This is a genomic window from Mesorhizobium sp. M0051 (assembly GCF_040323235.1).
Classification (GTDB): Bacteria; Pseudomonadota; Alphaproteobacteria; order Rhizobiales; family Rhizobiaceae; genus Mesorhizobium.
In genome coordinates, this window is the sequence record NZ_JAMYUT010000013.1 from 1 (window position 1) to 12,231 (window position 12,231).

Annotated in this window: 11 protein-coding genes; 5 read left to right on the forward strand and 6 right to left on the reverse strand. The window is 63.9% G+C overall.

Annotated elements, in window-relative coordinates:
- Nucleotides 1-104 precede the first annotated feature (104 nt).
- The 3 genes from NKJ90_RS15285 to NKJ90_RS15295 all read right to left on the reverse strand — a co-directional run bounded on the left by NKJ90_RS15285 (nt 105) and on the right by NKJ90_RS15295 (nt 3,154).
- Nucleotides 105-1,118, reverse strand: coding sequence for a substrate-binding domain-containing protein (locus NKJ90_RS15285; protein WP_023757039.1), 1,014 nt, complete (start codon nt 1,116-1,118; stop codon nt 105-107).
- A gap of 99 nt (nt 1,119-1,217) precedes the next feature.
- A complete protein-coding gene (locus tag NKJ90_RS15290; RefSeq protein WP_023757038.1) occupies nt 1,218-2,126 on the reverse strand; it encodes a sugar phosphate isomerase/epimerase family protein in 909 nt (302 codons plus the stop codon).
- A complete protein-coding gene (locus tag NKJ90_RS15295; protein WP_023757037.1) occupies nt 2,123-3,154 on the reverse strand; it encodes a Gfo/Idh/MocA family protein in 1,032 nt (343 codons plus the stop codon). Before NKJ90_RS15295 ends, NKJ90_RS15290 begins: the two co-directional genes overlap by 4 nt.
- Nucleotides 3,155-3,349: 195 nt before the next feature.
- On the opposite strand from NKJ90_RS15295, the gene NKJ90_RS15300 reads away from it, so the two are divergent.
- Together NKJ90_RS15300 and NKJ90_RS15305 are read left to right on the forward strand one after the other, a co-directional pair.
- Entirely contained in the window at nt 3,350-4,375 is a 1,026-nt protein-coding gene (locus NKJ90_RS15300) for a LacI family DNA-binding transcriptional regulator (RefSeq protein ID WP_023757036.1), read from the forward strand.
- 341 nt (nt 4,376-4,716) lie between these two features.
- Complete coding sequence (locus tag NKJ90_RS15305) at nt 4,717-6,192, forward strand: esterase-like activity of phytase family protein (protein WP_023757035.1); 1,476 nt, start codon at nt 4,717-4,719, stop codon at nt 6,190-6,192.
- 54 nt (nt 6,193-6,246) lie between these two features.
- Here NKJ90_RS15305 and NKJ90_RS15310 read toward each other — a convergent pair whose 3' ends face one another.
- Nucleotides 6,247-7,035 carry a L,D-transpeptidase gene (locus NKJ90_RS15310; protein ID WP_352486303.1) on the reverse strand — a complete coding sequence of 263 codons (789 nt, stop codon included), beginning with the start codon at nt 7,033-7,035 and terminating at the stop codon, nt 6,247-6,249.
- A gap of 271 nt (nt 7,036-7,306) precedes the next feature.
- Here NKJ90_RS15310 and NKJ90_RS15315 point away from each other — a divergent pair, with 271 nt between their 5' ends.
- Nucleotides 7,307-8,779 carry an MATE family efflux transporter gene (locus NKJ90_RS15315; protein WP_502904913.1) on the forward strand — a complete coding sequence of 491 codons (1,473 nt, stop codon included), beginning with the start codon at nt 7,307-7,309 and terminating at the stop codon, nt 8,777-8,779.
- Nucleotides 8,780-8,798: 19 nt separating this feature from the next.
- On the opposite strand, the gene NKJ90_RS15320 is transcribed toward NKJ90_RS15315, so the two are convergent.
- Nucleotides 8,799-10,007 carry an MFS transporter gene (locus NKJ90_RS15320; RefSeq protein WP_023757033.1) on the reverse strand — a complete coding sequence of 403 codons (1,209 nt, stop codon included), beginning with the start codon at nt 10,005-10,007 and terminating at the stop codon, nt 8,799-8,801.
- Between the two features lie 193 nt (nt 10,008-10,200).
- On the opposite strand from NKJ90_RS15320, the gene NKJ90_RS15325 reads away from it, so the two are divergent.
- Nucleotides 10,201-10,776: a TMEM175 family protein gene (locus tag NKJ90_RS15325; RefSeq protein WP_023757032.1), complete on the forward strand. Its 576-nt coding sequence runs from the start codon at nt 10,201-10,203 to the stop codon at nt 10,774-10,776.
- 3 nt (nt 10,777-10,779) lie between these two features.
- Here NKJ90_RS15325 and NKJ90_RS15330 read toward each other — a convergent pair whose 3' ends face one another.
- On the reverse strand, nt 10,780-11,061 hold the full coding sequence (locus NKJ90_RS15330) for a hypothetical protein (RefSeq protein ID WP_023757031.1): 282 nt from the start codon (nt 11,059-11,061) through the stop codon (nt 10,780-10,782).
- Nucleotides 11,062-11,363: 302 nt separating this feature from the next.
- Here NKJ90_RS15330 and NKJ90_RS15335 point away from each other — a divergent pair, with 302 nt between their 5' ends.
- A complete protein-coding gene (locus tag NKJ90_RS15335; protein WP_023757030.1) occupies nt 11,364-12,230 on the forward strand; it encodes an SDR family NAD(P)-dependent oxidoreductase in 867 nt (288 codons plus the stop codon).
- The last annotated feature ends 1 nt before the right edge of the window (nt 12,231 follow it).

Genomic DNA, 12,231 nt, shown 5'->3' on the forward strand with positions numbered 1-12,231 from the left:
GTTCAAGCCCGGCCGACGGGATCGCTGGCCAAGGCCGGCAAGAGACAATCAAGCGAGGATCGCCATGGCCGAACGGGCTTGAACCCGGCCGACGGCTTGGGAGGTCAGCGCAGCGCCTGCTTGGCAAGCTCGGCGACGATCTCGTAATTGTCGGGCGTGACGAAACCGGCGCCGGTGTCGACATTCATTGGCGCCAGACCGAGCACCACCTGCTGGCAGAGGCTGAGGATCGGCAGATAGCCTTGCAGGAACGGCTGCTGGTCGGCCGTCAGCTGCACCCAGCCGCCCTTGAAACCCTCGACGATCTGAGGGCTGGTGTCGAAGCCGAAGTTGAAGATCTCACCCGCTTTGCGTCCCGCCGCCTGCATGTAGGTCGGAACATTGCCGAGCATCTGCCCGCCGGGATAACCGACCGCCTTGACGTCGGGATTGTTGAGCAGTGCCGCGGTGATCACCGGAATCGCCAGATTGGGATCGGAAGCCCATTCGCCACTTGGCGGCGACGACAGCTGGATGACTTCGACGCCGGCCTCCTTGAGCGCCGCCACCGTGCCGCGCTCGCGCGCGCCACGGGCCTCGTTCTCGAACGGGCCGATCATGATCGCCTTGTCGCCGGCCTTGAGCTTGCCGAGCTTGAACGCCTCGGCGCCAAGCGCGCGGCCCTGTTGCTCCTGCTGGGCGCCGACATAGCCGCCGCCGAACGCTTCCACCACCTTCGGCACCGGCACGTTCTGGTACATCATCTTGATGCCGTCCTTGTGCGCCTGCTCGGCCAGCGGCATGATCGCGCCGTCGCCAGGATGGCCCATCATGGCGATGCCGTTGGGCTTAACCGCGACCGCCTCTCGCAATTGCTGCACCATCTTTTCAACGTCCCACTGGGAGAAGATGTAGTCGACCTTCGGTCCGAGATCGGCCGCAGCCTGCTTGGCGCCATTGTAGACGATGGTGCCGAAAGCGTCGCCCTCGGCGCCGCCGACAAAGAAACGGATGTGGACATCCTTGCACCATTGGGCGTCGAGCGCCTGTGCGGGCAAGGTAGAAATTGTGGCGCAAAGCGCCGTGGCCGCCGCCACGACGGTCGAGCGCAGAAGTGTCGTTCTCTTCGCGATGCTCATGCAAGTTCCTCCCTTTTGTCCTCGCAATCCGAGGGTTTCAACATCCGTTCCGGCAGTATGCCGCAGGCTTTCCGGCTGGCTCCCCCCGCCGGTCTGCTCTCACATCGGGTTTGGCAGGTAGCTGGCGCCTCCCCGGCATTGCTTCAGATATTCCAGCGCCCGCACCTGCCCGGTGATTTCCAGATCGCCGCGATAGACCGGATCGTGCCAGCCCTCGATGTCGATGGCGCCCTTGTAGCCGGCCAGCCGCAATTCGCTGATCACCCGCGTCCAGTCGCTGTCGCCGAAGCCCGGCGTGCGCATCTGGACGAAAGGCAGCCGACCGAACACGCCATGCTCGCGGATGACATCCCAGCGCACCGTCGCGTCCTTGCCGTGGACGTGGAAGATGCGCGGCGCCCATTTGCGGATCTGCGGCATCGGATCGATCAAATAGACAAGCTGGTGGCAGGGCTCCCATTCGAGGCCCAAATTGTCGTTCGGCAATTCGTTGAACATCAGCTCCCAGGCGTCGGGATTGTGGGCAATGTTCCAGTCTCCTTGAGCCCAGTTGCCGTCCATCGCGCAATTCTCGAAAGCGATGCGCACGCCCTTGTCGGCGGCGCGCCTGGCCAGCGGTCCCCAGACCTCTTTGAAGCGCGGCAGGCTGTCGGTCAGCGGCTTGCCGCGCAGGCGGCCGGTAAAGCCGCTGACCATCGAGGTGCCGAACAGATGCGCGTTGTCGATCACCGTTTCCCAGGCCTGGAGCACGCCGCGGTCGACATCGCCGCTCTCGAGCGGATTGCCGAATACGCCGAGCGAGGACACGGTGACATCGGCATCGCCGATCGCCTCTCGGATCTGGCCGGCAAGACGCGGCAAGTCCTTGCCGCCCAGCGTCTGCCAGAAGAAAGGCTGGATGCTCTCGAAACCGAGCGGCAGGATCGCCTTGATGTAGGCCGCCGGATCGTCGAGGTTGGCCGGCACCATGGTGCCTATCCGGATGTCGAGAAGCGGGTTTAGCGTCATTGTGCGTCCTCTGCGATCGTCACCCGGCGGCCGGTTTCGGCGCTCTCGATGGCGCCAAAAACCATGGCCAGGCTCTTGATGTTATCGGCGCCGCGCGTCTCCGGCTCGGTGCCGGTCTCGATGGCGCGGATGAAATCCTGGATAATGCCGAGATGGCCGCCGACGCGGTCGGCGGGATCGAGCGGCGGCACTTCGATTGGCTGGGTTTTGTCGAAAAGGCCGTCGCGGCCCGGCGCCACGACCTCTGCCTGCAGCACGTCATGGCCGTCCCAAATGAGGCTGCCGCGCTCGGCAACGATGCGCCAGCTGCCCTCCCAGCTCGTGCGGAAACCGGCGCCGCACCATGAGCCGGCATAGGTGAACAGTCTGCCGCCGCCGAGATCGAAGACGGCGCTGGCCGACGATCCCTGCCGGTACCAGGAATTGGCCGGCTCCCATTCCTGGCAATAGACGCCGGCCGGCTCGCCGGCGACCATGTAACGGGCGGCGTCGAAGGTGTGGATCGCCATGTCGAGCAGCAGGACATGGGCCATCTCTTCGCGAAAGCCGCCGAAATGCGGCGCGACGAAGAAGTCGGCATGAATGCTGGTGGCGGCACCAATGGCGCCGGAGTCCAGGAACCTCCGGATGCGCCTGACATCGGCGACATAGCGGCGGTTCTGGACGACGGCATGAACGCGCCCGGCCTGGCGAGCGGCCTTGACGATGGCCCGCGCATTCTCAGGAGTGTCGGCGAGCGGCTTTTCCGTCAAGAGATGGCAATGATGGGCAAAGGCGGAAAGCGCGACTTGTCGCCGGGCGGCGGGAACCACCACGTCGAATACTGCGTCAGGCCGGGTCTGGTCGAGCACGGCGTCGAGATCGGTTCCAATGACGGCACCGGTGAGATCGTATTCGTGCGCCCTCGCTCGCGCCCTGTCGGCGTCGAGGTCGACAAGGCCGACAATGGCGAGCCGGTCGATCTGCCGCGCGGCATCGAGCCAGGCCTTGCTCATGGCTCCGCAACCGACCAGGACGACATTGACCATCCAGTGCTCCTCCCTCTCGGTCCCTCCAGACCGATCGTCACGGCATTCACGGCATGGCCGTAAACGTTTTTCCGTAAACGTTTACGAGAACACACCCGAAGGCGTAGAATGTCAATTGGCCGCTCGCGAAAATCGTCTTGTCGTCTTGGCCTGCACGGCTGCCGGTGCTAGCCAGGCAAGGGGGAGAACAGTCACTTGGCATCCAGCATTCACGACCTTGCCCGTCACCTGAACATTTCGATCGGCACGGTGTCGCGCGCCCTTAACGGCCGTGCCGACGTCAATGCCGACACGCGCCAACGCGTGCTCGAAGCGGCCAGGACACTCAACTACTCGCCGAACCAATCCGGCCGCAGCTTGCGGCAAGGCGCCACCCATTCGATCGCCTTCATGATGCAGCCGCATCCGGGCGACCAGCAATATGGCGAGCCGTTCTTCATTCCGCTCCTGATCGGGCTGCAGGCAAGGCTCGCCGAAAGCGGGCTCGACCTGATCGTGGTCATGGGCGCTCCGGGCGACTATCAGCAAGAGCGCCTGCGCCGTGTCGTCGAGACGCGCCGGGCCGATGCGGTGGTGCTGGCCTGGACGCGGCGCGAAGACGAGCGCATCGACTATCTCACCCAGGTCGGTTTCCCATTCGCCACGCTCGGGCGCAGCCGCTCCGGAACCAAGTCCTACCCTTCCCTCGACCTCGATTTCGAAAAGGCCGGAGCCGATGCGGTCGACCGCCTCGTGGCGCGCGGCCACCGCCGCATCGCCGCCATCCGCCCGTCGCTCGACCTCAATTTCGGCTATCTGTTCCTGGCCGGCTACCGCAAGGCTTTGCGGCGGCATGGCATCGAGGTCGACCCGGAGTTGATTGCGTCCGGCTTCATCAACGAGGCCGCCGGCTACGAAGTGACGCCGCAGGTGATGCGGTCCAAGAACCCGCCGACCGCCATCATCTTCAACAATGACGCGATGGCGCTTGGCGGCTGCAAGGCGCTGGCCGAGATGGGCATCAGGCCGGGTCACGACATGGCGGTGACCGTCATCGTCGACACCCCGCTCTGCCGCTACTTTTCGCCGGCATTGACCGCCTTCCGCCCGGCGCTGGAGCCGATGGGACAGCGGCTCGCCGAAATGCTGCTGGCGTCGCTGCCCGCCTTCGCCGGCCCGGATGGTCCGCGGATCATGCGTGAGGTCTGGCCGCTGGAGCTGGTGGCGCGCGACAGCGATTGATGCTGCGCGGTCCGATAAACGCGTTTCGATCGACCGGCTTCTCGCCCGCCTCGGCCAATTCCATGAATATCCGGGAATGACGAGTCTCGTGCGCGGCCTTCGCATTCGAGATGTCGGTCGTCGACCAGGCCCTGACGACGTGATCAATTCTTTCCGCCAATCGCACGTTTTTGTCGTCAGGTAGAAAAGACGGCAGGCATGCATCGTGCGCTGTCACGCAAGCATCATGTTCGCGCCGTAGACCGCGTTTCGGGAGCGCGCGGCATCATCGATGTTGCATCTCTTTCAGTTTTTCGTCCTGCGCGGCCGCTTCGGCACATCTGTCACAAAGAGGTTCATCCATGAAACACCTGCACCGAACCGCGTCGCTCGGCGTCGCGCTGGCCTTGTTCGCCGCCTTGACGCCGGCGCTCGCCGACAGCACAGCGACGATCGGCGGCCTCGTCAACAAGGGACTGGTCGGCGTCGGCCGCATCCCGGCCGCCCAGCGCGACAAGTTCGGCGAGACCTTCGGCTCGGGCTCCGGCATGTCGATCGATACCACCAGCTGGACGCGTGATGCGAGCGGCTACAAGGGCTCGCTGTGGCTGCTGCCGGACCGCGGTTACAATGTCGTCGGCACCACCGACTACCGGCCGCGCCTCAACACGATCGGCATCGAATTCACGCCGACCGCATTGCGCGCCGCACCGGCTGCCGGCCAGGAGCAGACGGGCGTCAAGGCAACGCTTGCCGACACCATGCTTCTCACCGACGACAAGGGTGCCGATGCCACCGGCCTCGATCCACTCAACGGCGTGCGCGCGGCAAGCGGCGACATGCCGATCCTGCCCGAAGCCAACGGCAAGCTGGCGCTCGACAACGAGGCGATCGCGCGCCTGCCCGACGGCACCATGTTCATCTCGGACGAATACGGCCCCAACATCTACCGGTTCTCCGCCGACGGACATCTGCTGTCGGCGACCCAGCCGCCCGCCGCCCTCGTGCCGATGCGCCACGGCGCCCCGAACTTCGCCTCCGACAATCCCGGCCCGGGTGCGGCCGAGCCCGATCCGAAGGATCCCGATACCGGCCGCCAGAACAACCAGGGCCTCGAAGGCATGGCGATGACGCCCGACGGCAAGTTCCTGATCGCCGTGCTGCAGTCGGCGCCCCGGCAGGATGGCGGCGATTCGCCCTCGACCCGCCAGAACACCAGGGCGCTGGTCTATGACGCTTCCGACCTCGCCCATCTCAAGCTGGCGCATGAATATGTCGTGCCGCTGCCGGTGTTCAAGGATGCCAAGGGCAAGACCAAGATCGCCGCGCAAAGCGAGATCGTGGCGTTATCGGATCAGGCCTTCCTGATGCTGGCGCGCGACGGCGGCAACGGTCAGGGCGTGAAAGGCGACACCTCGCTGGTGCGCCAGATCTTCGTCGTCGACGTCTCGGCCGCGACCGATATTGCAGGCGGCGCCTTCGATGCCGCCGACAAGCCGCTGGCGCCCAAGGGCGTGCTCGACCCGTCGGTGACGCCGGCAAAGCTGACGCCGTTCATCGATATCAACGACAGTGCCGAACTCGGCCGCTTCGGCCTGCACAATGGCGCGCCGAACGACAAGAACAACCTGTCGGAGAAGTGGGAGGCGATGTCGGTGGTCAGCGTGCTCGATCCAAAGCTGCCCGACGACTATTTCCTGTTCATCGCCAACGATAACGACTTCCTCGCTCAGGACGGCTTCCAGGTCGGCGCGCCCTACAAGGCCGAGGACGGCGCCGATGTCGACACCATGTTCCTGGTCTATCAGGTGACGCTGCCGGGCCTGGCCAAGAAGTAACGACGACACAAGGGCGGGCGCGCCGAGCGCGTCCGCCTGAGGGATCGTGACGGCTTACTTCAACATCTCCGCGTCCCTTGGCACGCCCGCATCGATCGGCTCGGCGGTCCTGCTCGAAACGGCCATGATCTTGCCAGCAGCCGACAGATTGGGACGCACGAAGACCGGCGCGACGCCGTTGACGCGGCCGTAAAGGTCGATGATGTCCTGGTTCATGAAGCGCACACAGCCCGACGATGCGTTCTTGCCGATGGAATCCCACTCCGGCGTGCCGTGCAGACGGTACATCGTGTCCTTGCCGTCCCGGAACAGATACAGCGCGCGGGCGCCGAGCGGGCTCTGCGGGCCTGGCGGCATGCCGTCCTTGTATTTCGCCAATTCCGGCCGGCGCACGATCATTTCCGGCGGCGGTGTCCAGACCGGCCACTTTTTCCGCGCCTGAACCACGGCACTGCCGGTCCATCCGAAACCGGCCTTGCCGAGGCTGACGCCGTAGCGGATAGCCTTGCCGCCGTCGCCCACCAGATAGAGGAAGTGCTCGGAGGTATCGACGACGATCGTGCCGGGTCTCTCTCCGGTCGGGTCGGACACGATCTGACGCACGAACTTCGGATCGAGCTTGGCGACCGGGATTGCCGGCAATTGATAGCCCTCGTCGACGCGCGCCGCATACATGCTTGCGGCATCGCCGAAAGCCGGATCGCTTGGCGGTGCAGCCACCGGCGGCGGCGCCACGTCCGTCGTGGTGCACGCCGAAAGAGCCACGGATGCCGCGCCCAAGGCGGACGCACCGAGAAACGCGCGCCGGTTCAGGCGCTCGAAAAACAGCGGAATATCGGACATGAACCCCCCGGTCTATCCAAGATCTAGTAGGAATGCGGCCCCACGCATTGAGGATCAATATCCCATTCCTGAAGTTTTGAGAACATGATTAGATCAAGGCATGACCTGTCCCGGTGAATCGGCAATCATCGCGGACCGGACTTGAGCAATTCCAGGAAAAGTGCGTAGCGGTTTTCCGTCCGGAATTGCGTCGAAACAAAGAGAGAGCGGTTCGCCGTTTCCGTGAAACGGTGAACCGCTCTTGAGATTAACCTTCGCCGAGTTGCCCGTCATGGACGAAAAAATGCCCACGCGCCGGCGCACCGGCGACCTGACCAGCGGCCCGATCCCACGCACACTTCTGCTGTTCGCACTGCCGGTGCTCGGCTCCAACGTACTGCAATCGCTCAACGGTTCGATCAACGCCGTCTGGGTCGGCCGCTTCCTCGGCGAATCGGCGCTGACCGCCACCTCCAATGCAAACCTCGTCCTGTTCCTGATCCTCGGCACGGTGTTCGGCATCGGCATGGCCGCCACCATTCTGGTGGCCCAGTCGGTCGGCGCCCGCGACCTGCCGGAGGCACGCCGCATCGTCGGCACCAGCGCCACCTTCTTCTTCCTGGTCTCTGTGGTGTTCGCGGTCTGCGGCTGGATCTGGGTCGACGCCATCCTGGGCGCGCTGGGCACGCCGGCCGATGCCTTGCCGCTGGCCCGCTCCTACCTGCGCATCATCTTCGTGGCCGTGCCGATGATGAACCTTCTGTCCTTCGTCATGACCGTGCTGCGCGGTGCCGGCGATTCACGCACGCCCTTCTTCTTCATGGCGCTGGCCGTTGTCCTCGACATCGTCCTCAACCCGCTGCTCATCCGCGGCATAGGGCCGTTTCCCGAACTCGGAATCGCCGGCTCCGCTACGTCCACGCTGATCGGCCAGACGGTGAGCGTGATCGCCATCCTCATCGTGCTCTATGTGCGCAAGCATCCGCTGAGGCTGGCCGGCGCCGATCTCGCTTTGCTGCGACCCGACCCCTCCTTGCTGCGCATCGTCGTCTTCAAGGGCGTGCCGATGGGGTTGCAGATGATCGTCATCTCGGCAGCAGCACTGACGGTGATGGGCATGGTCAATTCCTACGGTTCGCAGGTCGCCGCTGCCTACGGCATCGCCGCGCAGCTATGGACCTACATCCAGATGCCGGCGCTCGCCATCGGCGCCGCGGTTTCCTCGATGGCGGCGCAGAATGTCGGCGCCGGGCGCTGGGACCGGATCGGCCGCATCGCCGCCTCCGGAGTCGGCTTCAACCTGGTCCTGACGGGCGCACTGGTTGCCGTGCTTTCCGTTTTCGACCGCCCGGTGCTGAGCCTGTTCCTGAGCAGCGATAGTGCTGCGATCGATATCGCTAGCCACGTCAACACCATCGCGTCGTGGTCGTTCATCCTGTTCGGTATCACCATCGTGCTGTTTGCCACGGTGCGCGCCACGGGCGCCGTGATGCCGCCGCTGATCATCCTGGTGTTCTCGGTGCTGGTCGTGCGCACGGGCTTTGCCTATTTCATGCGCGGCGTGTTCGGTGAGGAGGCGCTGTGGTGGAGTTTTCCGGCCGGCTCGATCACCTCGCTGGTTCTGGCGGCCGCCTACTACCGCTTCGGCGGCTGGCGGACCTTGCACATGATCGAGAACAGGCCGGCTGCCGGCGAGCCACCGGATACCGGGCTCGGCGTGCCGCGCCAGCGCGCCAACATGGCGCCCGAAATGCCGAACCGCTGAGCCCGAGCGCTGCCTCGTCTCAACGCCTGTGTTTCAGCCCGAAGGCCAGCGCCACCACCGCAAAAATGACAATCATGCCAGCGAAGGCCAGGCTAGCGGCGATAGAATTGGCATAGGTCGAAACGATGCCGATGCCGATGACGGGCAAGGCATTGCCGACAAAGCAGCAGATGAAGAAGCTGGACACCACCGCCGCGCGGCGGTCCTGCGGCGCGATCTCGTTCACCACCTGCAGGCCACCACGGTAGCCGAGCGCCGCCACCACGCCGCAGCAGGCTGTCGCCGCGATCATCAACATCAGTGAAGCCAGCATTTGCGCCACCACCACCGCCAGGACGCTTGGGATCATCAATGCCAGCGCAACCAGCATCGCTTTGTTGCTCTTCATGTGCATCAGAACCACGATGCTGATCGCTGTGACGATCGCCAGTTCGAAGAACAGCGCGCCGGCGACGGCGTGATTGGTCTCATGCAGCTGCTGTGCCAGTATGCTCGGCGCCACGGCGGCATAGAAGCCGACCAGCGCCATCGCGCCAAAGCCGGTGACCGCCGGCGCGACGAAGCGCGCGCGGATATCCTCCGGCACGGAGAGCTGCGGCCGGATGGAAACGTGCTTGAGGCCACCCGGCCTCGCCACCGTTTCACGGGTGCGCCAGACCAGGATCGTCACCACCGCGAGTGCCGCCAGATAGACGATGAAGACCAGCCGCAACGGCCAGGGCTCGTACTCAGCCAGAAGTCCTGAAATCAAGGCGCCAAGACCGAGGCCGAGGAAATTGGTGCTGGTGGCGATGACGCTGGCGCGCGACTTGTCCGCGCCGGGAAGAAGCTCGGCAATCCATGCGGTTCCGGTCCCCGCGCCAACGCCGATGCCGAGCCCGCTCAGAATGCGGGCCACGTCGAGCGAGACGACGTTTCCGGCAAACAGGAAGACAAGCGCACTGATGATGGCGACAAGCATGGCCGCCAGGCTCGCGGGCCGGCGCCCGACAACATCCGAGATGCCGCCCAGCATCAGCAGTGCTGCCAGGTTGCCGACGACATACACCGCGTAGATCAGCGTCAGCGTGATCTGTGAAAAACCGAATTGCTGTTTGTAGATGATGTAGAGCGGCGTCAGCATGGTGCTGCCGGCAAACAGCACGGCAATCATTGCGGCGACGGTGGGGATTGCAAGAGCATCGCCGCGAGTTTCATTGTGCGTACGGGCCAAATCGCGAATGGCCATGGCCAACCTCATTACCGGTTTCGGGGATCGCGACCTTAACGCACGTTCATCCGCGACGTTCCGACCGGCAGGCCGGCCTCCTGACAGCACGGTGGGCGTTGCCCGAGCCACAAGCTCGTTGTTGAACACTCAACTCGAGAGATGGCGTCTTTGGATTTCGTACCGTAACCTGTGCCGGCAGAAGGGAGGATTTATGGGCAAAGGCAGGGTCGAGGCGTTCACCGATGGCGTCGTGGCCATCATCATCACCATCATGGTGCTTGAGTTGAAAGTGCCGCATGGCGAGGATGTTTACGCCCTGTTGCCGTTGTGGCCGATCTTCTTCAGTTACGTGCTGTCCTTCATCAATGTCGGCATCTATTGGAACAACCTGCACAACATGTTCCACACCGTGCAGCGCGTCGACGGCCGCGTGTTGTGGGCGAACCTCAATCTGCTGTTCTGGCTGTCGCTGATGCCGGTGACGACGGCCTTCATGGGCGAGAACCACTTTGCGCCGGTGCCGGTCGCCGTCTACGGCATCGACTTGGCGCTATGCGCCATCGCCTATACGATACTGGCCGCCGCACTGCATCGCCTGCACGGCAACGACACAGCCTTTGCCAAGGCACTGGGCAACGATCGCAAGGGAAAGATCTCGCTGGCCATCTACATCGCAGCCGTCGTGCTGACCTTCGTCAGCCAGTGGATCGGCGTCGCGCTTTATGTGCTGGTCGCGATGGTATGGCTCGTGCCGGATACGCGTTTCGCGCGGGTCATCGAAAAGTAGATCCTACTTGCGCATTGCCTTCAGCTTTTCCGCCACTGCTGCGGCAAGGTCGGCATAGCGCTCCTCCAGCCGCTCCGCGGCCTTGATGATCGAGAAATCATGGCCGAACTTTTCCAGGGCCATGCGCAGCTTCTCGACGAATTCGGCCTGTTTTTCCAGCGCCGAGAACAGCGTCTTCACCTGCGCTTCGCTAATGTCGGGGTTGGCCAGCATCTGCGGCACCTCGCGCCCCATCTGGTCACCGATGGTGGTCTGTTCCTTGAGAATTGCGACCCAGTCCGTCAATCAGGAAAACTCCATTTGTCCCGGCAAAAGTCTCCTTTTGCCGGGACAACATGCGCAGCCTCGACCGAACTGGTCAACCCAAACAGGGCGATCAGAGGCTTGCGCAAGCCCGTTCCAGCGCTAAGAGACTGTTTCGAAATTCGCTCTGGTGAGTCATATGATGGTGGTTTCGAGAACCGTAGCGCAGCGGACATTTGGTCCGTGAGCAACGGAAGCGCAGAAAACGCCATCAGATGGCCGCCAGAGCAGGATTTTCAAACAGTCTCTAAGTTCGGCGCCATCGAAAGAAGGACCCATCGCCCATGACCACCGACGCCGAAATCCAGACAGCCCTGCCCGCTCTTGGCCGAGGCAACGCCGCCGTCATCACCGGCGCCGCCAGCGGCATCGGTCTTGCGGCCGCCAAGCGGTTTGCGTCGATGGGCATGAAGATCGTACTGGCCGACATCGGTGGCGCGCGCCTTGAACACGCCTCGCGCGCCGTCGCTGCGATCGGCGGCGACAGTGCCGTGCTTGCCGTCGACGCCGACGTTTCGAAGGCGGATGAGGTGGACCGTCTCGCCGAAAGGGCGTTCGGCGCCTTCGGCGATGTGTCGCTGCTGATGAACAATGCCGGAGTCGGCGACAACCCCGGAAAGCCCTGGGAAAACCGCGATGCCTGGAAACGGCTGCTGGACATAAATTTCTGGGGCGTCGTGCATGGCGTCGAGGCGTTCGCACCGCGCATGCTGGCCTCGGCAAGGCCGGGTTTGATCGTCAACACCGGTTCCAAGCAAGGCATCACCACACCGCCCGGCAATCTTGCCTACAATGTCTCCAAGGCCGGAGTGAAGACTTTCACCGAAGGCTTGGCGCATGCACTGCGCAACGAACCCGGCGCCCGTGTTGCCGCCCATCTGCTGATCCCCGGCTTCACCTTTACCGGCCTGACCGAAGGCGCGACGGAAAAACCGGCCGGTGCCTGGACCGGTGAACAGGTCATTGATTTCATGCTGGATTCCCTAGTCCGGGGCGATTTCTACATCCTGTGCCCGGACAATGAGGTGGCGCGGCCGTTGGATGAAAAGCGCATGGCCTGGGCAATCGGCGACATCATCGAGAACCGCCCTGCTCTGTCACGCTGGCATCCGGACTACAAGGAGCCTTTCGCGGCGTTCATGAAAGGCTGAC

Excerpts from the sequence above, each read along its gene's own strand:
- NKJ90_RS15285 (WP_023757039.1), bottom strand. The coding sequence starts at position 1,118 with ATGAGCATCGCGAAGAGAACGACACTTCTGCGCTCGACCGTCGTGGCG.
- NKJ90_RS15290 (WP_023757038.1), bottom strand. The coding sequence starts at position 2,126 with ATGACGCTAAACCCGCTTCTCGACATCCGGATAGGCACCATGGTGCCG.
- NKJ90_RS15295 (WP_023757037.1), bottom strand. The coding sequence starts at position 3,154 with ATGGTCAATGTCGTCCTGGTCGGTTGCGGAGCCATGAGCAAGGCCTGG.
- NKJ90_RS15305 (WP_023757035.1), top strand. The coding sequence starts at position 4,717 with ATGAAACACCTGCACCGAACCGCGTCGCTCGGCGTCGCGCTGGCCTTG.
- NKJ90_RS15310 (WP_352486303.1), bottom strand. The coding sequence starts at position 7,035 with ATGTCCGATATTCCGCTGTTTTTCGAGCGCCTGAACCGGCGCGCGTTT.
- NKJ90_RS15315 (WP_502904913.1), top strand. The coding sequence starts at position 7,307 with ATGGACGAAAAAATGCCCACGCGCCGGCGCACCGGCGACCTGACCAGC.
- NKJ90_RS15320 (WP_023757033.1), bottom strand. The coding sequence starts at position 10,007 with ATGGCCATTCGCGATTTGGCCCGTACGCACAATGAAACTCGCGGCGAT.
- NKJ90_RS15325 (WP_023757032.1), top strand. The coding sequence starts at position 10,201 with ATGGGCAAAGGCAGGGTCGAGGCGTTCACCGATGGCGTCGTGGCCATC.
- NKJ90_RS15335 (WP_023757030.1), top strand. The coding sequence starts at position 11,364 with ATGACCACCGACGCCGAAATCCAGACAGCCCTGCCCGCTCTTGGCCGA.